The organism is Krasilnikovia cinnamomea (genome assembly GCF_004217545.1).
Taxonomy (GTDB): domain Bacteria; phylum Actinomycetota; class Actinomycetes; order Mycobacteriales; family Micromonosporaceae; genus Actinoplanes; species Actinoplanes cinnamomeus.
In genome coordinates this window covers 75294-92880 of sequence record NZ_SHKY01000001.1, presented here as the reverse complement: position 1 = coordinate 92880, position 17587 = coordinate 75294, and the positions used below count along the sequence as shown (strand labels likewise).

Below are 17587 nucleotides of genomic sequence, written 5' to 3'. Positions count from 1 at the left end.
GGACCGGGGCTGGCGGCTGACCGTGCTCGACCTGGTGACGCTGTCCTGTACCGCGCTGGCGGAGCCGCGCAGCGTCGACGATCAGGCCGGCTGGCTCGACGACCACACGGTCAGGTACGCGGTCCGCCCGGGCATGCGCTCAGCCGACGTGTGGTCGGCGGCGGTCAACCGTCGTTGCTGGTGCCGGACGCCGAATCCCCGTCCGCGCTGTGGCTGTGACGCCCGGACCGCTGCGGCCCAGGCACACCACCACTCACCCACCCCGGCGGGCGGAACGCGTGAGGTCAGGGGCAGGCGCTGCCGACGCAGGTGCGCTGCGCCTTCAGCGCCGTGGACAGCGGTGCGATCGCAGGTTCGTTGCCCGGTTTACCGTCGTTGAACACGTTGGTGAGTTGCCACGGGTCGGTGGCGAGGTTGTAGTACTCGCGGAAGACCACAGCGCCGCCGGTGCCGTAGGTCTCGGTGTACTGGTAGCGGCCGGCCACATAGGTCGCCGCCCAGGTTGGGATGCCGGCGCCGTTGTCCGGGTCGCGCCAGTACTCGAACAGCAGTCGGTCCCGGCCGCCGGGGGCCAGCAGGTTGCGGCCGTCGTAGCGGTAACTCGGGGTGAGCCCGGCGGCGGCCAGCGCCGTCGGCGTCAGGTCGATGTTCGCGGCCAGCCGGTTGTCCTGCGCGTTCGGCAGGTGCCCGGGCCAGCGCATGTAGAACGGCACCTGTGCCGCCTGCAGGTACGGCATGAACTTCTCCAGCAGCTTGTGCTCGCTGAAGAACTTGCCGTTGTCCGACAGCAGGAACACCAGCGTGTTGCTCTCGCCGAGCGCGTCGAGGCGCTGGTGGATCACATCCACCGCGTCGTCGACCGAGCGCAGCGTGCGCAGCATCGCCTGGCGGGTCGCGGCGCCCTGCGCCAGCGTCTGGTTGAAGTTGCGCACGTACGCGGGCTTGTCCGAGCGGTCCGTCTCGGCGACGGCCGGATTACCGGACCACGGATACGAGAGGTTGGCGTACTTCGGTTCCGGCGTGAACGGGGCGTGCGGCGCGGTGAATCCGGCGAAGATGAACCACGGCTTCGAGTCGGTCCTCTCGTACGCGTCCAGGTACCGGTTGACCTGCTGACCGATGAAGGTGGTGCCGTACGGCGCGGTAACGCCCTTGCCGTCGACGTCGAAGAAGGCGTTGTTGTAGCCGGCGCCGAGCGCGTAGTTGTCGAAGTGGGGCGGCTTGAGGTGGATGTTCCAGTTGTTGAACAGCTTGCCGACCGCGGCGGTGCGGTAGCCGGCCGCCTTGAGGTCGTGCTGCAGCGTCTTGTTGTGGTCGTAGTTACCGATGCCGGACTGCTGGATGACCCGGGTGTTGTGCGCGTACCGGCCCGACAGGATGGACGAGCGGCTCGGGCAGCAGGAGGGCGTGGTCACGACCGCCTTCGGGAAGTACGTGCCGCCGTCGGCCATCCACGCGGTGGCCTTGGGCATTACCCAGGTCATGCCGGTGCGCGTGTCGTCCATGAGCAGGATCAGGATGTTCGGCCGCGTGTTCGGCGCCTGCGCGGTGATCGCGCCGGCCGGTGGGGGACCGGTCAGGGCCGCGACGCACGCGGCGGCGGCGCACCCGGCCACGGCGCGGCGAACGATGCGAGCCGCGTTCCCGTTTTGCACTAAATGCCCCATATATACCATTGTCCCAGATCCTGACGCTGGAGGCGGGCAGGACCCCGACACGGCGAGGCGGTCGTCGCCGGCCACAGACGGGGCCCGGCGGTCTGGCTTCCAGTCTGCACCCCGGCGGGACGCCGTGAGCGGGGTTTCACCACCCTCCGCCGACCGCGACCGGGCCGGGATTCCGCCGCGACCAGGTCGGGATTCCGCCGCGACCAGGTCGCGGTGCCCGCCCGCCGGAGCGGTTCTGGAGCTTTGCGCAGGTGTTTACGGCGGCCTGAGGTCGCATTGAGCTTGGCGGCCGAACCTGATTGGCATGACCACCACCGTTGCGAACCTCATCGCCGCCCCGCCCGTCGTCGTCCCGGCCACTGGCCCGAGCGCGGTCGACTTCACCGTGATCATCCCGTTCCACCGCCCGGGTGTCGCCCTGCGCCAGACCGTGCAGCGGCTGACTGAGGTGCTGCACGCGCAGAACATCACCTTCGAGATCATCGCCGTGTCGGCGGGCTGCATCGACGGCACCGTCGCCACCCTGGAGGAGCTGCCGCACACCCGGCTCATCGCCAGCCGCGACATCCAGGACAAGGGTGCCGCCCTGCAGGCCGGCTTCACCGCCTCCACCGGCGCGTGGATCGGCATCGTCGACGTCGACGGTGACACCGAGATCGACCCGTACGAGGTCGTCGAGAGCCTGCACCTCGCCCGGGACCGGCACGACCTCGCCGCCCGCGGCCCCGCCCTGGTCTGCCGGGAACTCGTCAACGTCTGATCCGGGCCGGTGGGGTCCGACGGGGGTTCCGGGTCGCGTCGACCCGGGCCCCAGGCCGCTCAGGCGGCAAGGGCGTCCACCAGACGGCGGGCCGAGCCCGCCAGATTCCACCGCTCGGCCAGCGTGAGCAGAGCCTCCGGAGCGACCGGAGCGGTGGGCAATGCCGGCTCGAAGTCGGGCAGCTTGACGTCACGAGCCACCTGGCACACCGGCAGCGCGGCCGTCAGGTAGTCACGGGCGCCCACCAGCTTGGTGCGCAGGCCGGGGGCGAAACCGGCCGCCGGGTCGTCCAGGGCGGCGAGGATCTCCGGGACCCCGCCGTAGCGGGTGACGAGCCGGGCCGCGGTCTTCTCCCCGACGCCCGGCACGCCGGGCAGGCCGTCGCTGGGATCACCGCGCAGGGCGGCGAAGTCGGCGTACCACCGGGCGGGGACGCCGTACTTGGCGGTGACCGCCGCGTCGTCGCTGTCCTCCAGCTTGGCGACGCCCCGGCCGCAGTAGAGCAACCGGACCCCGCGGGCGTCGTCGACCAGTTGGAACAGGTCCCGATCGCCGGACACGACCTCGACCGGGGCGGGCTGCGTGGTGGCGAGGGTGCCCAGCACGTCGTCGGCCTCATACCCGGGCACCCCGAACGCCGGGATCCCGATCGCCTCAAGCACCTCCAGCAGCACCGGAATCTGGCGTTCCAGCGCCGAGGGCACCTCCTCGACGTCGCCGTGCGCCACGCGGTGCCGCTTGTAGGACGGGACGAGCGCGACCCGCCACGCCGGGCGCCAGTCCGCGTCCAGCGCGCACACCACCCGCCCGGGCCGGCGGGTGCGCACCAGCTGGGCCAGCATGTCGAGGAACCCGCGGATCGCGTTGACAGGCTCACCGGCCGCGGTGCGCGCGGCGGACTCCGGAATGCCGTGGAAAGCGCGGAAATACAGGCTGGGCGCGTCGACGGCGAGCATCGGTCGGTCGGTCACCGCATCACCCTGGCACAGCGGTACGACATCGCCCACCCACACCGCGCCGGACGGGCTGCGGGCCGTCGCGGATCCTGATGAGTTCTGGCGCGGAGCCGACCCGAATTCTTCAGGTTCGCCCGGAGATCAACTTGATCCGGGGCGCGCAGCGAACCCTGGCCGCACAGAGCGCCGACATCGACTCCATCTCCGGTGCCACGGTGACCAGCGACGGCGACCGCCAGTCCCTGCAGTCCGCGCACCTTGGCGCCCACCCGCACGTCCGCGAACCACCGCAAGCAGCGCGAGCCCGGCCACCGCGGCGGCCAGCTCCGGCGCTCGACACAGGCACAGCGGCGGCAACCGCCCGATCCGGCGCCCTCAGCGGGACGCCGCGAGTACATTCTCCGGGTTGAGCAGGCCGGCCTTGACGACCGTCCGGCTCAGCGGCCGGGTCAGCTCCGCCAGCCGGGCGCAGCCCGCCTCGCCCAGCCCCGCGTACGCGGGAACGGCCAGCCGGTCCGTGCTCGCCTCCAGCTCGGCGCGCAGCGCCCGGCCCTGCTCGCTGAGCACCGGCGCCCCGCCGGGCTCCCCCTCGGGTTCCAGCAGTCCGCGACCGCGCAGCGCGGCGACCGCGCCGGCCCAGTCGTCGCGGCTCCAGCCCCGGCTGATCCGCAGGAACCGGGCGTCGACCTCACCCGACGCGCCGTGCAGCACCAGCGCCTCCAGCCCGGAAAGGCCGGCCACCAGCAGCGCGGCGACGTGCCCGTCACCGCGGAACTCGCGCAGCAGCATCTGCGCGTGCCACAGGACCGTGTGCGGCGTCTCCGGCCAGGGCAGCTCAGCGTGGGCCGCGTACAGCGCCCGGCCGCCCGCGTGCGCCGCGGCGTCCTCGGCGGCCCGCCGGGCCAGCTGGGCCGCCTCGGCGACCTCGGGGCCGTGGATCGCGTCGCCGAGCCCGCGGGTCAGTGCGGCGTCCGCGGCCGCCAGCCTCGCCTCCACCGCGGCCGCCGGGGTGGTACGCGACCAGGCCGCCGGCAGGGCGCGGGCGACCAGGGCCGGGTTGAAGTTGTAGAACGCCGCCGCCACCGGGCCGGGGCCGACCGCGCCGAGGGCGGCACCGCGCGACGCGAAGTACCCCATCGGCTCGGGGATGCCCAGGGCCGCGTACCGCTCGTGCGCCTCGGGTACGAAGAAGATCAGGCCGTACAGCGGCTCAGTGGCGCGCCAGGCGAGCCGGGCGGCGGCCGGGTCGAGCCCGGCGGACTGTTCTGCTGCCATCCGGTCATGCTGTCACGCCGCCGCGTACGGGGCGACCGTGAGCGCGGACACCCCGGCCACCGCGTCCACATCGATCCGGTCGACCGCGTCGTCCCATCCGTCCACGGTGAACAGTGCGCCCGCCGCGACTCTGTCGTGGGCCCGACCGGCCAGCACCACCTGTCCGGCGCCCGCGCCGACGCGGACCCGCATCGGCACCCGGGCCGCGGTGTGCACGTCGAAGCGGCTCACCCCGCCGGTCATCCGTACGGTCAAGGTGCCGTCGGGCCGGGGCAGGGTCAGGTCGATCTGGCTGGCGCCGCCCGCCAGATCCACCGTGCCGAGCCGGCCCTCCCGCAGGTCCAGCACACTGAGCGAGGTCCCGCCGGCCACCCGCAGGTCCCAGCGCACCCGGGCGCTCAGCGCCACCTCCAGCTCGGCGGGACCGCCGCCCGCCGCGCGGTCCAGCGCGAGCCGGACCCGGGCGCCGTCGTCGCTGATCCGGGGCAGCACGCCGGAATCGGCCGGGGTGCTCACCCGGTACAGGTCGCCGCCGAGGTCGGCGGTGCGCAGCCGGATCGCGGTGGCCGCGTCCACCAGGTCCAGTCCGGCCGTGGTGCGCCCGTCGAGCGGAGCGGTCGCCGCGCCCTGTGCCTGCTCGGGAGTGCCCGTGCCCTGTGCCTGCTCGGGAGTGCCCGCGCCCTGTGCCTGCTCGGGAGTGCCGGTGCCCCACCGCCCGGCCGGGGCGGCCGTCCCTGCTGATGGCACGGGCCTGTCCCCGCGCCCGATCGCGACCACGGCGCCGGCCATCAGGGCCAGCGCGACGACCGCCACCGCGAGGCGGGCGGTCCACCGGCGCGGGTCGGGGCGGGACGTCAGGACGGGCAGTTCGGCGGTGGGCTCGTCCAGCACGTCCGCCAGCGGCGAGCCGCCGACCGGGTCGGCGGGATCACCCGCCACGACGCCGCCGGACTCCGCGCGGCCCGCGGTCCCCTCCGGCGGGCTCTGGCGGGCGGCCTCCACGGCGGGCACCTCGTCGGCGGCCGGTGAACGCTCGCCGTCCTCGCCGAGGTCTGCGGCGGGCTGGTCTCCGATCGGCTCGTCGGCTGCTCGCGCCGGGAGAAACGGGTACGGCTCGGTCGGCTCGTCGGCTGGTTGCGCTGGGGGAAACGCGTCGTGGGTCCAGTCTGGCGATTCGGCGCCGTGGATGCCGGGCCGTGCGGACTCGTGCATGGCGTGCCCTCCGATCGTCGCGCGCGCCCGATCGGGCGCCGCCGATGGATACGGGCGCGCCGGGGCGGATCGCTCAACGCCGGGGCGGGCCGAGCAGCCGTTCCAGCAGGGCCGGCTCGCCCGGCCACGCCGCCAGCAGTACCTCGCGCGGCACCTGGCGCCCGGCGTACCGCAGGGCCAGCGCCACCACCACGATGTCGTCCAGCGGGCCGATGACCGGCAGGAACTCGGGGATGAGGTCGATCGGGCTGGCCACCCACAGCCCGGCGAACACGATCGCGATCTTGGCGCGGCGCGGCACCCGCGGGTCCTTGCGCAGCCGCCGGACGGTGGTCACGCAGGCCGGGATGAAACCGGCCAGGTCCCGCAGGATCCCGGGTGGCAGGCGCCGGGCGAGCAGTACGAGCACCGCCCAGCTCAGCACCAGCAGCGCCGCGCCGACGGCGAGCCCGATCAGCCAGGAACGCATCGCCGTACCACGTCCTCAGCGGCGGCCATGCCCGGATCGTAGGCACCTGTGAGTCTCTGCCCCAAACCCCCAACGCTGGATCTTGGTGCCTCACTGGTGAACTGGGGTTCCGGTGACAAGCGGTTTGCATGTTGGTAACACGTACTACTCCGACGGGTAACGACCGCTGGGGAGCCTGTTGCCCATGGACGAGCCCGACGGTGCGGCCCCGCTGGCCGGCTTCACGGTGGCGGTGACGGCCGAGCGTCGGCGCGACGAGCTGGCCGCGCTGCTGGAACGCCGGGGTGCCCGCGTGGTGCAGGCCCCCGCCATCACGATCGTGCCGCTGCAGGACGACGAGGCGTTGCACGCCGCTACCGCCGCCTGTGTCGGGCTCGCGCCGGACATCGTCATCGCCACCACCGGCATCGGCTTCCGGGGCTGGCTGGAGGCCGCCGAGGGCTGGGGGATGGGTGACGCCCTGCGCACCGCGCTGGGCCGCGCGCGGCTGATCGCCCGCGGCGCCAAGCCGTGCGGGGCGATCCGGGCCGCCGACCTGAGCGAGGAATGGACGGCGGCCTCGGAGTCCTCCGAGGAGATCCTGGAATGGCTGCTGGCGGAGGGCATCGCGGGGCGCCGCATCGCGGTGCAGCTGCACGGTGGCCCGCAGGCGGATTTCATCGCGGCGCTGCGTGGCGCCGGGGCAGCCGTGGTCGAGGTGCCGGTCTACCGCTCCGCCCTGCCGCCGGACCTCGCGCCGATCCGCCGCCTCATCGGTCAGCTCACCGCGGGACAGGTGGACGCGGTGACGTTCACCAGTGCCCCCGCGGTGCTGTCGCTGATGGAGATCGCGGGCACGGCCGCCCCCGAGGTCCTGGACGTCTTCCGGATCCGGACCATGGCGGCCTGCGTGGGGCCGGTCACCGCCGCGCCGCTGGTGAAGCTCGGTGTGCCGGTGTCCACGCCGCACCGGTCCCGGCTGGGGGCCCTGGTCAAGATGGTCACGGACGAGCTGCCCCAGCGCGCCGCCCGGATCCGGGTCGACGGCAGCGTGCTGGAGGTGCGCGGGCACGCCGTACTCATCGACGGCCGCCTGCAGCCGCTCGCGCCCGCCGCCATGGCCATGCTGTCCGCGCTGGCCGCCCGCCCCGGCGCGGTGGTGTCCCGGGCGCGACTGGCCGCGGCGCTGCCGCGCGGCGACGACGGGCACGCGGTCGACATGGCGGTCGCCCGGCTACGCGCCGCGCTCGGCGCCGGAAAGCACGTCGAGACGGTCATCAAGCGCGGCTACCGCCTCCGCGTCGACGAGGTCGCCTCATGAGCGAGCGCACGCGAGAGAGGGGCAGGGCATGAGCCGGCCTGTTCTGGTGGGTGTCGCGCACGGGACCAGGTCGCCCGCCGGGCAGGACCAGATTCGGCGCCTCGCGGCCGACGTCGCGCTCCGCCGGCCCGGACTCGACGTGCGCCTGGCGTACGTGGACGTGCAGGAACCCCGCGTGGCGGACGTCGTCGCGGGTCTGGGCGGCGCGCCCGCCGTGGTCGTGCCGCTGCTGCTGTCCACCGGTTATCACGTACGTGTCGACATCGGCGCCGCCGTCGAGGGCGGAGCTGCTGTCATCACCGCCCCGCTCGGCCCCGACCCGACGCTGGTGGAACTGCTGGCCCGGCGGTTGGAGGCGGCCGGTCCCGCCGACGCGGTGGTGCTCGCCGCGGCCGGTTCCGCCGATGCCCGCTGGCGGGCGGACGTGGCCGCGGTGGCCCGGGCACTGCCCGGACTTCCCCGGATCGGGTACGCCTCCGGCAGCGGCCCCCGAGTGTCCGACGTGGTCGCCGGGCTGCGCGCCGCCGGCGCCCGCCGGATCGCGGTCGCCACGTATCTGCTGGTGGACGGGCTGTTCTACCGGACCTTGCGGCATGCGGGCGCGGACGTGGTCACCGCCCCGTTGGTGACCTCGGGGCGCATCGCCGACCTGGTGCTCCGCCGCTACGACGCGGCCGTGGCGAGCAGCGACGCCGCGCACTGCCCCGCGCCCGCCGCGACCTGCGGCCGCTAGCCACCGTGGCCCGGACCACGCCCTTCCAGATCCTGAAGAGTCCGGGTCAGCTCCTGACCCGGACTCTTCACACAGCCGTGCCCGTCCCGGGCGGCCCGGAGTTCTCACAATCACCGTGGTGCGGTTGACGGAGGAACTGTACGGCCGCGAAATGACCGGGGACCAGGGCAGAAACAGCGCCGGTCGAGCATTTCCGGTGTGAGCACATCACGCACCGTCGAGACGCACTGCCCGTACTGCGCCCTGCAGTGCGGCATCACGCTGAGCCCCCGGCTCGGCGGGGTGGAGCTGAGGCCGGCGGACTTCCCGGTGAACCGGGGCGGCCTGTGCGCCAAGGGCTGGACCGCGGCGGACCTGCTCGACCACCCCGACCGCCTGCTCACCCCGCTGGTGCGCAAGAACCCCGCGGACCGCACCAGCCCGCTGCGCGAGGCCACCTGGGACGAGGCACTGGAGCGCATCGTCGCCGGGATCCGCCGCGCCCAGGACACCTACGGTCCGGACTCGGTGGGCGCGTTCGGCGGCGGCGGGCTCACCAACGAGAAGGCGTACGCGCTGGGCAAGTTCGTCCGGGTGGCGTTGCGGTCCGCGTCGATCGACTACAACGGCCGGTTCTGCATGTCCTCGGCGGCCACCGCGGGCAACCGCTCCTTCGGCGTCGACCGGGGCCTGCCGTTCCCCCTCGCCGACCTGGCCGAGGCGCGGACCGTGCTGCTGGTCGGCGCCAACCCGGCCGACGCGATGCCGCCGTCCATGCAGTACCTGGACGCGGGCCGGGCCGCGGGCGCGAAACACATCGTGGTGGACCCGCGCCGCACGCCCACCGCGGCGGGCGCCCACCTGCACCTGCAGCCCCTGCCCGGCACGGATCTGGCGCTGGCCAACGGCATGCTGCACATCGCGATCCGCGAGGGCCTGGTCGACGAGAAGTACGTCAACGACCGCACCACCGGCTTCGACTCCGTCCGCGCGGCGGTGGCCGCGTACTGGCCGGACCGGGTGGAGCGGATGACCGGGGTCAGCGCGGCCGACCTGCGGGCCACGGTGCACGCGCTGGCCGAGGCCGAGTCCGCGATGATCCTCACGGCGCGCGGCGCGGAGCAGCACAGCAACGGCACGGACACCGCCCAGGCGTACCTGAACCTGGCCCTGGCGCTGGGCCTGCCGGGCCGCCCGAACTCCGGGTACGGCACGATCACCGGTCAGGGCAACGGGCAGGGCGGCCGCGAGCACGGCCAGAAGGCCGACCAGCTGCCCGGCTACCGCAAGCTCGACGATCCGGCCGCCCGGGCGCACGTCGCCCGCGTGTGGGGCATCGACCCCGACGAACTGCCCGGGCCGGGCCGCTCCGCGTACGAAATGATCGACCGTCTCGGCACGGACGGCGGCGTGCGCGTCCTGCTCGTGCTGGCCAGCAACATCGCGGTCTCCGCCCCGCACACCAACCGGGTCCTGGACCGGCTGCGTGCCCTGGATCTGCTCGTCGTCTCCGACATCTTCCTGTCCGAGACCGCCGCCCTCGCCGACGTCGTGCTGCCGACCGCCCAGTGGGCGGAGGAGGAGGGCACGATGACCAATCTGGAGGGCCGGGTGCTGCGCCGCCACCGCGCGCTGCCCCCGCCGCCGGAGGTCCGTACGGACCTGCAGGTCATGGCCGAGCTGGCCGAGCGGCTGGGCCGGGGCAAGTACTTCACCGCCGACGAGCGCGCGGTCTTCGACGAGCTGCGCCGGGCCAGCGCGGGCGGCATCGCCGACTACGCCGGCATCACCTGGGAGCGCATCGAGGCCGAGCAGGGCGTGTTCTGGCCGTGCCCGGCCGAGGACCATCCGGGTACGCCGCGACTGTTCGCCGAGTCGTTCCCGACCGCGGACGGCCGGGCCCGGTTCCACCGCGTCGAGCACCGTGACCCGGCGGAACTGCCCGACCGCGACTACCCGTACGTGTTGACCACCGGCCGGACGATGCAGCACTACCAGTCCGGCAACCAGACCCGCCGGGTCCGGGCGCTGACCACCGCGCTGCCGGACCCGCGCGCCGAACTGCACCCGGATCTCGCCCGGCGCCACGGCATCGGGGCGGGCGACGTGGTCGAGCTGCGCACCCGCCGGGGCCGCGCGTTCTTCCGGGTCAAGCTCAACGACGGGATCCGGCCCGACACCGTGTTCGCGCCGTTCCACTGGGGCGGCAGCTCCGCCGCGAACGGACTCACCGACCCCGCGCTGGACCCGTATTCGCGGATGCCCGCCTTCAAAGCCTGCGCCGTGGCGATCGCCCGCGCGGGCGGGCCGGACGACACCGGCCTGCTCACCACGGACGCCCCCCGTCTGCCTGTCAACGAAAGGGACCGTTGAGTGCATACGTCAAAGCCATCCGAGCGCGAGCGCCTCGTCGTCGTCGGTAACGGCATGGCCGGCGCCCGCACGGTCGAAGAGATCCTGCAGCGCGACCCGGACCGGTACGCCATCACCATGTTCGGTGAGGAGCCGCACGGCAACTACAACCGCATCATGCTCTCCAACGTCCTCGCGGGCGTGGAGGACGAGGCGGGCATCTTCCTCAACGACCTGCAGTGGTACGCCGACAACGGCATCACCCTGCACGCGGGCTGCAAGGTCGACAAGATCGACCGCAAGCACAAGCTGGTGCACGCCGACGACGGCACGCAGACCCCGTACGACAAACTGATCATCGCGACCGGCAGCACCGCGTTCGTGCCGCCGATCACCGGGGTGCACCGCCCCGGGCGCGGCTACCACCAGGGCGTCTTCGCGTTCCGGACGCTGGACGACACCCGCAACATGATCCGCTACGCCCGGGACCACGAGCGGGCGGTCGTCATCGGGGGCGGCCTGCTCGGCCTGGAGGCGGCGCGCGGCCTGCAGCAGCACGTCAGCCACGTGACCCTGATCCACGCGATGGGCCACCTGATGAACACCCAGCTCGACGAGCCCGCCGGAAAGACACTGCAGGCCAGCGTCGAGAAGCTCGGCATCGAGGTGATCTGCGACGGCCTCACCACGGAGATCCTCGGCAAGCACGCGGTCACCGGCGTCAAGCTGAAGAACGGCCGGGTCATCGACTGCGACGTCGTGGTGCTGGCGGCCGGGATCCGCGCCAACACGGAACTCGCGACCACCAGCGGACTCTCCGTCGAGCAGGGCGTCGTCGTGGACGACCAGATGCGGGTGGCCGGCGAGACCGACATCTACGCGGTGGGGGAGTGCGCCCAGCACCGCGGCGTCACGTACGGGCTGGTCGCGCCGCTGTGGGACCAGGCCCGGGTGCTGGCCGACCACATCACCGGCAGGAACCTGGACGCGGCGTACCACGGGTCGCAGGTGGCCACGAAGCTCAAGGTGGCCGGGGTGGACGTCGCCGCGATGGGCCTCAAGGAGCCCGAACTCGACACCGACGAGACGGTGACGTTCGCCGAGCCGCGCCGGGGTGTCTACCAGAGCCTCATCATCCGCGACGACCGCCTCGTCGGCGCCACCCTCGTCGGTGACGTTCGCAAGGTCGCGTTCCTCATGCAGGCGTTCGACCGGGGCCTGCCGCTGCCCGAGGAACGCGCCGGGCTGCTCTTCGACCTCGGCGGTCCGCCCGCTGAGGTCAGCGCGGCCGAGATGGCCGACGACGCCCAGGTGTGCAACTGCAACGGTGTGTGCAAGGGCGACATCGTCGAGGCGGTGCAGTGTGGGGTCAAGTCCGTCAGCGGGGTGATGGACAAGACCCGGGCGGGCAAGGGCTGCGGCTCCTGCAAGGGCCTGGTGCAGCAGATCGTGGAGTGGGCCGCCGGCGGCGAGGTCGAGGAGGACCCCGCGGCGAGCTGGTACGTCCCCGGCGTGCCGATGCCCAAGCCGGAGCTGATGGAGGCCATCCGCACGCACGGACTCAAGAGCGTCTCGTCGGTGTTCGCGCTGCTCGCCCCCGGCGGCGAGGAGGACGCGAAGAGCAAGATGGGTCTCGCGTCGCTGCTGAAGATGATGTGGGGCGCCGAATACGACGACGAGCGGGACGCCCGGTTCATCAACGACCGGGTGCACGCCAACATCCAGCGCGACGGCACGTTCTCCGTGGTGCCGCAGATGAAGGGCGGGGTCACCACCCCGGCGCAGCTCAAGCGGATCGCCGAGGTCGCCGAGAAGCACGACGTACCCATGGTGAAGCTCACCGGTGGGCAGCGCATCGACCTGCTCGGGGTGCCGAAGGAGAACCTGCCGCAGATCTGGGCCGACCTCGACATGCCCTCGGGCTGGGCGTACGGCAAGAGCTTCCGCACCGTGAAGACCTGCGTCGGCTCGGACTTCTGCCGCTTCGGCGTCGGCGACTCCACCGCGCTGGGCATCGCCATCGAGGAGCGCTACCAGGGCCTCGAAGGGCCGGGCAAGATGAAGCTCGCCGTCACGGGCTGCCCCCGCAACTGCGCCGAGGCGTACGTCAAAGACCTGGGCGTCGTCGCGATCGAGGGCGGCAAGTGGGAGATCTACGTCGGCGGCGCGGCGGGCGCCCACGTCCGCAAGGGTGACCTGCTGGCCACCGTGGACTCCGCCGACGAGGTGCTCACCCTGACCGGCCGGTTCCTGCAGTACTACCGGGAGAACGCGAACTGGCTGGAGCGCACGTACGCGTTCGTGCCCCGCATCGGCATCGACGTGGTCCGGGCGATCGTCGTGGACGACGCCGAGGGCATCGCCGATCGGCTCGACGCGGCCGTCGCGGAACACGTGGCGACCTACCGCGACCCGTGGCAGGAACGGTCCACACCGGTCACCCCGGGCCAGTTCCGCAGCTCCCTGCCCCTGACCGTGCTGCCCCAGGTGCCCGTCCGCGAGCCGGTCGCCGCCGCCCAGGAAGGACGCGCATGACCACCCAGTCACTCGCCGAGTACCGGCTCGGACCGGTCGACGAGATCCCGGTCGGTGAGGCCCGCGCGTACGCGGTCGGCGGGGAGATGGTCGCGGTGTTCCGGCTTCGCGACGGGGGGCTGCGGGCGGTGTCCGCGGTCTGCCCGCACGCCGGTGGTCCCCTCGCCGACGGCCTGGCCGACCAGCGCGTCGTGGTCTGCCCGCTGCACCAGCACGCCTTCGACCTGCGCACCGGCTGCTCCACCACCGGCGCGCCACCGATAACCGTCTATCCCGTTCGGGTGGACGACGACAACACCATCATCATTTCGGGAGGCCTGCCATGACAGCCACCTTGCCCGTTGCCCCCGCAACCCGGCCGACCCTGACGATCCGGGGCCACTGGATCGACGACTGGCGGCCCGAGGATCCGGAGTTCTGGAAGGCGCACGGCGCCCGGATCGCCCGGCGCAACCTCATCTACTCCATCTTCAGCGAGCACATCGGCTTCTCGGTGTGGACGATGTGGTCGGTGCTGGTGCTGTTCCTCGGCCCCGCGTACGGCATCGACCCGGCCGGCAAGTTCCTGCTCACCGCGGTGCCCGCGCTGGTCGGATCCGCGCTGCGGATCCCGTACACGTTCGCGGTGGCCCGGTTCGGCGGGCGCAACTGGACGATCGTCAGCGCCGCGCTGCTGCTGATCCCGTCGATCCTCGCCGCGTTCCTGATCCAGCCCGGGGTGTCGTACACGACGCTGCTGGTCATCGCGGCGATCGCGGGCGTCGGCGGCGGCAACTTCGCCTCCTCCATGGCCAACATCAACGCGTTCTACCCGGACCGGCTCAAGGGCTGGGCGCTGGGCATCAACGCGGGCGGCGGCAACCTCGGGGTGGCCGCGGTGCAGTTGGTCGGGCTGTTCGTGCTGGCCACGCTCGGTGCCGGGCACCCGGGCGTGGTGGCGGGCATCTACATTCCGCTGATCGTCATCGCGGCGCTGTGTGCGGCGCTGTTCATGGACAACCTCAGCCACGCCCGAAACGAGAAGCGGGCCATGCGCGACGTGACGAAGGAACCGCACACCTGGATCATGTCGCTGCTGTACATCGGCACGTTCGGCTCGTTCATCGGCTTCGGCTTCGCGTTCGGCCAGGTGCTGCAGGTGCAGTTCGCGGACACGTTCAGCACCCCGGTCAAGGCGGCCTACCTGACGTTCCTCGGCCCGCTGCTCGGCTCGCTCATCCGGCCCGTGGGTGGCGCGCTGGCCGACCGGCTCGGCGGCGCCCGGGTCACGCTGGTCAACTTCGCCGCGATGGCGCTCGGCGCCAGCATCGTGCTGGTCGCCTCGCAACAGCAGTCGCTGCCGCTGTACATCGTCGGATTCATCTCGCTGTTCGTGTTCAGCGGGGTCGGCAACGGCTCGACGTACAAGATGATCCCGGCCATCCTGCGGGCCAAGTGCGCGGCGCGGGCCCTGCCGGGCGCCGACCCGCGCGCGGCCGAGCACGAGGCGCGGCGGCTGTCCAACGCGCTGATCGGCATCGCGGGCGCGGTCGGCGCGTTCGGCGGGGTGCTGGTGAACCTGGCGTTCCGGCAGTCGTTCCTGGAATACAAGAGCGCCGACGCGGCGTACCTTGCCTTCATCGCCTTCTACATCGTCTGCCTCGTGGTCACCTGGGCCGTCTACCTGCGGCCCTCGGCCGGCCGCCTGCAGGGCGTCTGACCACTCACCGTCCACGGGGTGCTGCTGCTCCGGGGGTGTCTGAGGCCGTCCGGCAGGTTCTGCCGGGCGGCCTCGCCGTGCCCGCCCCGCCGACGGTCACCCGGCAGAGGACGGGACCGGCCGCCTATCCTGCCGGGATGGACGTCGCCGACGATGGTGCCCGCCTGGCCGCCGACCTCGCTGCCCGGCTCGCGGAGCTGACCTTCGCCGACCTGGACCAGCAGCAGGTCACCGGGCAGCTCGTCGACGCGGCGGTGGCGTGGGCGCGGGGGCACGGCTGGCGGGCGTACCGGCGGGCGGCCAGCGTCGTCCCGCTGCCGCCGCCGCTGCAGCACCGGCAGTCCGTCCTCGACGTGGCCTGTGCCCGTCCGGACGCGCCGCCGGTGGTCATTGAGGTGGACCACACAGACCGCAAACGTACGGTCGAGAAGCTGCTCGCCGAGGCGCGGGCCGGTCGCGTGGCGATCTGGATCCGCTGGGGCACGGGCCGGTTCGCGATCCCGCCCGCGCCTGTGCACCTGGTGACGCTGGAGGTGGTCCGGCGCCCGGGCGCCCGGTTCAGCCGTTCGCCGGCCGCCGATCCGCCACCGCCGCCCCGGCACTCCGGGACCGCTGCGGTGGCCGGCGAGGCGCCGCCGCTCCCGCTGCCCTGAACGGCATCCCGTCGCGTTCGGCGGTCCAGTCGAGCCCCGGGCGCCTCATCGAGGTCGGCGTCCACGAGGTGCGCCACCAGGGGTGAGAGAGTCAGATCCGCCCGGGCTGGTCGCCGTTGTCCGGCGGGGTGCGCGGCAGAAGCCGCATCAGCGTGTCGGCCAGCGTGACCGCGGTGGTCTCCGGCGCGGCCGACGGCAGCACGACGTGGCTCACCACCAGGCGCACGATCGACTCGGCGGCTGGGGCGAGTGCCGCCTCGGTGACGCCCGGCAGCCGGGCGGCGGCCCACTCGCGGACGACCTCGCTGGCCAGGACCAGCACGACGTCCGCCCGGGTCGTCAGGTACGGCAGCAGGTCGTCGGGGGCGCTGGTGAGGATCGTCTTGACCAGCGGGTTCTCCGCGGCCGCCGTGAGGGCGTGCCGGATCGCGGTCTCGGCGGCGGCCCGGAGGTCGTCGCCGGGAGCGGCGAGATCCTCGCGTACGGCGGCGACGAACTGCTCGATCTCGCGGGTGGCCACCGCCGCACCGAGGCCGGCCTTGTTCTCGAACTCGTTGTAGAGCGTCTGCCGGCTCACCCCGGCGGCCTCGGCGACGTCGGCCATCCGCACGCTGTCCCAGCCACGGGACGCGGTCAGCTCCCGCGCGGCCGCGATCAGCGACCCGCGCAGCAGCCGGCGATTCTGCTCACGCATCGAGCGGACAGGCTCTATCACGCCCCGACCGTAGACAAAGAAGGCGCCTCTGTCAAAAGTCTTGACATTCGACGGAGCCGTGTAAAGCATCGAGTGATGGAAATCGCTGCCGCTGCGTGGCGGGACACCAAGCGTCCGCTCTGGCCGCTGGCGCTGGTTGTGCCCGCCCTGCCCTTCGTCTCCCTGCTGCTCGCCACCGTCACCAACGGCGCCTGGGCCTGGTGGCTCACCCCGGTCGTCATCCTCGGCGTCATCCCCGCCATCGACCTGCTGATCGGCGACGACCGCGCCAACCCGCCGGAGGACGCGGTGCCGGCCCTGCAGGCTTCCCGCTACTACCGGTGGATCACGTACCTGTTCCTGCCCGCGCAGTACGCCGCCCTGATCGCCGCGTGCGGGGTCTGGGTCGCGGGCCCCGGCCCGGCCGGCGCGGCCGCGCTGGTACTGACCGCGGGCCTGGTCAACGGCGTCGCCATCAACACCGCGCACGAACTGGGCCACAAACGCGAATCCGTGGAGCGCTGGCTGTCCAAGATCGCGCTGGCCCCGACCGGCTACGGGCACTTCTTCGTCGAGCACAACCGCGGCCATCACGTACGGGTCGCCACGCCCGAGGACCCGGCCAGCTCGCGGCTGGGGGAGAGCTACTACCGGTTCTGGGCCCGCACCGTGCCGGGCAGCCTGCGCTCGGCGTGGCGGCTGGAGACGGCCCGGTTCCGGATCCGCTCCCGTTCACCATGGACGTGGCGCAACGACATCCTCAACGCCTGGGCCATGACGGCCCTGCTGTACGCGGCACTGACCGCCGGCTTCGGCCCACGGGTCCTGCCGTTCCTGCTCCTGCAGGCCGTCGTCGGCTTCTCCCTGCTGGAGGTGGTCAACTACCTGGAGCACTATGGGCTGCTCCGGCAACGCACCGCCACCGGCCGGTACGAGAAGGTCGACCCGCGGCACAGCTGGAACAGCGACCGGCTGGTCACCAACGTCTTCCTGTTCCAGTTGCAGCGGCACAGCGACCATCACGCCAACCCGCTGCGCCGCTACCAGAGCCTGCGCACCTTCGAGGAATCGCCGCAGCTGCCCGCCGGATACGCCACCATGGTGGTGCTCGCCCTCATCCCGCCACTGTGGCGCCGGATCATGAATCCCCGGGTGCTGGCCCACTACGGCGGCGACGCCACCTTGGCCAACACCATGCCCGGCTTCCGCCCGCCCGGGTAACCGATCCGGTGCGACGGCGCCACGAGCTCCCGATCGTGCCAATTCGGTCCCCCGAGTTGCGCGGACTCTTGCGTTCATGGGG

Annotated in this window: 15 protein-coding genes; 9 read left to right on the top strand and 6 right to left on the bottom strand. The window is 72.8% G+C overall.

Going from position 1 to position 17587, the window contains the following annotated elements; genetic code table 11:
• Positions 1–284: 284 nt before the first annotated feature.
• The gene (locus EV385_RS00360) at positions 285–1616 is read right to left on the bottom strand and encodes a sulfatase-like hydrolase/transferase (RefSeq protein WP_165449340.1); all 1332 of its coding nucleotides are present in this window, start codon (positions 1614–1616) and stop codon (positions 285–287) included.
• A 355-nt stretch (positions 1617–1971) separates the two neighbouring features.
• Between EV385_RS00360 and EV385_RS00355 the strand changes: the two genes are divergently transcribed.
• Positions 1972–2427 (top strand): glycosyltransferase, encoded by a 456-nt coding sequence (locus tag EV385_RS00355; RefSeq protein WP_130507620.1) that lies wholly within the window; start codon positions 1972–1974, stop codon positions 2425–2427.
• Between the two features lie 59 nt (positions 2428–2486).
• Here the strand turns inward: EV385_RS00355 and EV385_RS00350 are convergent, their stop codons facing one another.
• The 4 genes from EV385_RS00350 to EV385_RS00330 all read right to left on the bottom strand — a co-directional run bounded on the left by EV385_RS00350 (position 2487) and on the right by EV385_RS00330 (position 6339).
• Complete coding sequence (locus tag EV385_RS00350; RefSeq protein WP_130512967.1) at positions 2487–3383, bottom strand: 5'-3' exonuclease; 897 nt, start codon at positions 3381–3383, stop codon at positions 2487–2489.
• Between the two features lie 375 nt (positions 3384–3758).
• Positions 3759–4658, bottom strand: coding sequence for an SCO6745 family protein (locus EV385_RS00340; protein WP_130507619.1), 900 nt, complete (start codon positions 4656–4658; stop codon positions 3759–3761).
• Positions 4659–4670: 12 nt separating this feature from the next.
• Positions 4671–5870: a hypothetical protein gene (locus EV385_RS00335; protein ID WP_130507618.1), complete on the bottom strand. Its 1200-nt coding sequence runs from the start codon at positions 5868–5870 to the stop codon at positions 4671–4673.
• A gap of 73 nt (positions 5871–5943) precedes the next feature.
• Entirely contained in the window at positions 5944–6339 is a 396-nt protein-coding gene (locus EV385_RS00330; protein WP_130507617.1) for a YkvA family protein, read from the bottom strand.
• A 184-nt stretch (positions 6340–6523) separates the two neighbouring features.
• Here EV385_RS00330 and EV385_RS00325 point away from each other — a divergent pair, with 184 nt between their 5' ends.
• The 7 genes from EV385_RS00325 (at position 6524) to EV385_RS00295 (ending at position 15590) form a co-directional block, all read left to right on the top strand.
• A complete protein-coding gene (locus EV385_RS00325; RefSeq protein WP_130507616.1) occupies positions 6524–7639 on the top strand; it encodes a uroporphyrinogen-III synthase in 1116 nt (371 codons plus the stop codon).
• Between the two features lie 28 nt (positions 7640–7667).
• Complete coding sequence (locus EV385_RS00320; RefSeq protein ID WP_130507615.1) at positions 7668–8372, top strand: sirohydrochlorin chelatase; 705 nt, start codon at positions 7668–7670, stop codon at positions 8370–8372.
• Positions 8373–8561: 189 nt separating this feature from the next.
• Positions 8562–10724 carry a molybdopterin oxidoreductase family protein gene (locus EV385_RS00315; RefSeq protein WP_207230042.1) on the top strand — a complete coding sequence of 721 codons (2163 nt, stop codon included), beginning with the start codon at positions 8562–8564 and terminating at the stop codon, positions 10722–10724.
• Entirely contained in the window at positions 10725–13238 is a 2514-nt protein-coding gene (gene nirB, locus EV385_RS00310) for a nitrite reductase large subunit NirB (RefSeq protein ID WP_242624611.1), read from the top strand.
• Positions 13235–13564 (top strand): Rieske (2Fe-2S) protein, encoded by a 330-nt coding sequence (locus EV385_RS00305; protein WP_130507613.1) that lies wholly within the window; start codon positions 13235–13237, stop codon positions 13562–13564. The genes nirB and EV385_RS00305 overlap by 4 nt, the downstream gene beginning before the upstream one ends.
• Entirely contained in the window at positions 13561–14937 is a 1377-nt protein-coding gene (locus EV385_RS00300) for an MFS transporter (protein ID WP_130507612.1), read from the top strand. The genes EV385_RS00305 and EV385_RS00300 overlap by 4 nt, the downstream gene beginning before the upstream one ends.
• Positions 14938–15074: 137 nt before the next feature.
• Entirely contained in the window at positions 15075–15590 is a 516-nt protein-coding gene (locus EV385_RS00295) for a hypothetical protein (protein WP_130507611.1), read from the top strand.
• Positions 15591–15681: 91 nt separating this feature from the next.
• Here the strand turns inward: EV385_RS00295 and EV385_RS00290 are convergent, their stop codons facing one another.
• The gene (locus EV385_RS00290) at positions 15682–16284 is read right to left on the bottom strand and encodes a TetR/AcrR family transcriptional regulator (RefSeq protein ID WP_130507610.1); all 603 of its coding nucleotides are present in this window, start codon (positions 16282–16284) and stop codon (positions 15682–15684) included.
• 96 nt (positions 16285–16380) lie between these two features.
• Between EV385_RS00290 and EV385_RS00285 the strand changes: the two genes are divergently transcribed.
• The gene (locus tag EV385_RS00285; protein WP_130507609.1) at positions 16381–17505 is read left to right on the top strand and encodes an alkane 1-monooxygenase; all 1125 of its coding nucleotides are present in this window, start codon (positions 16381–16383) and stop codon (positions 17503–17505) included.
• Positions 17506–17587: the final 82 nt, after the last annotated feature.

What these genes read in the sequence shown, in the direction of transcription:
- EV385_RS00340 (WP_130507619.1), bottom strand. Translation starts at nt 4,658, where the DNA reads ATGGCAGCAGAACAGTCCGCCGGGCTCGACCCGGCCGCCGCCCGGCTC.
- EV385_RS00355 (WP_130507620.1), top strand. Translation starts at nt 1,972, where the DNA reads ATGACCACCACCGTTGCGAACCTCATCGCCGCCCCGCCCGTCGTCGTC.
- EV385_RS00290 (WP_130507610.1), bottom strand. Translation starts at nt 16,284, where the DNA reads ATGCGTGAGCAGAATCGCCGGCTGCTGCGCGGGTCGCTGATCGCGGCC.
- EV385_RS00325 (WP_130507616.1), top strand. Translation starts at nt 6,524, where the DNA reads ATGGACGAGCCCGACGGTGCGGCCCCGCTGGCCGGCTTCACGGTGGCG.
- EV385_RS00320 (WP_130507615.1), top strand. Translation starts at nt 7,668, where the DNA reads ATGAGCCGGCCTGTTCTGGTGGGTGTCGCGCACGGGACCAGGTCGCCC.
- EV385_RS00285 (WP_130507609.1), top strand. Translation starts at nt 16,381, where the DNA reads ATGGAAATCGCTGCCGCTGCGTGGCGGGACACCAAGCGTCCGCTCTGG.
- EV385_RS00335 (WP_130507618.1), bottom strand. Translation starts at nt 5,870, where the DNA reads ATGCACGAGTCCGCACGGCCCGGCATCCACGGCGCCGAATCGCCAGAC.
- EV385_RS00350 (WP_130512967.1), bottom strand. Translation starts at nt 3,383, where the DNA reads ATGCTCGCCGTCGACGCGCCCAGCCTGTATTTCCGCGCTTTCCACGGC.
- EV385_RS00295 (WP_130507611.1), top strand. Translation starts at nt 15,075, where the DNA reads ATGGACGTCGCCGACGATGGTGCCCGCCTGGCCGCCGACCTCGCTGCC.
- EV385_RS00330 (WP_130507617.1), bottom strand. Translation starts at nt 6,339, where the DNA reads ATGCGTTCCTGGCTGATCGGGCTCGCCGTCGGCGCGGCGCTGCTGGTG.
- EV385_RS00300 (WP_130507612.1), top strand. Translation starts at nt 13,561, where the DNA reads ATGACAGCCACCTTGCCCGTTGCCCCCGCAACCCGGCCGACCCTGACG.
- EV385_RS00305 (WP_130507613.1), top strand. Translation starts at nt 13,235, where the DNA reads ATGACCACCCAGTCACTCGCCGAGTACCGGCTCGGACCGGTCGACGAG.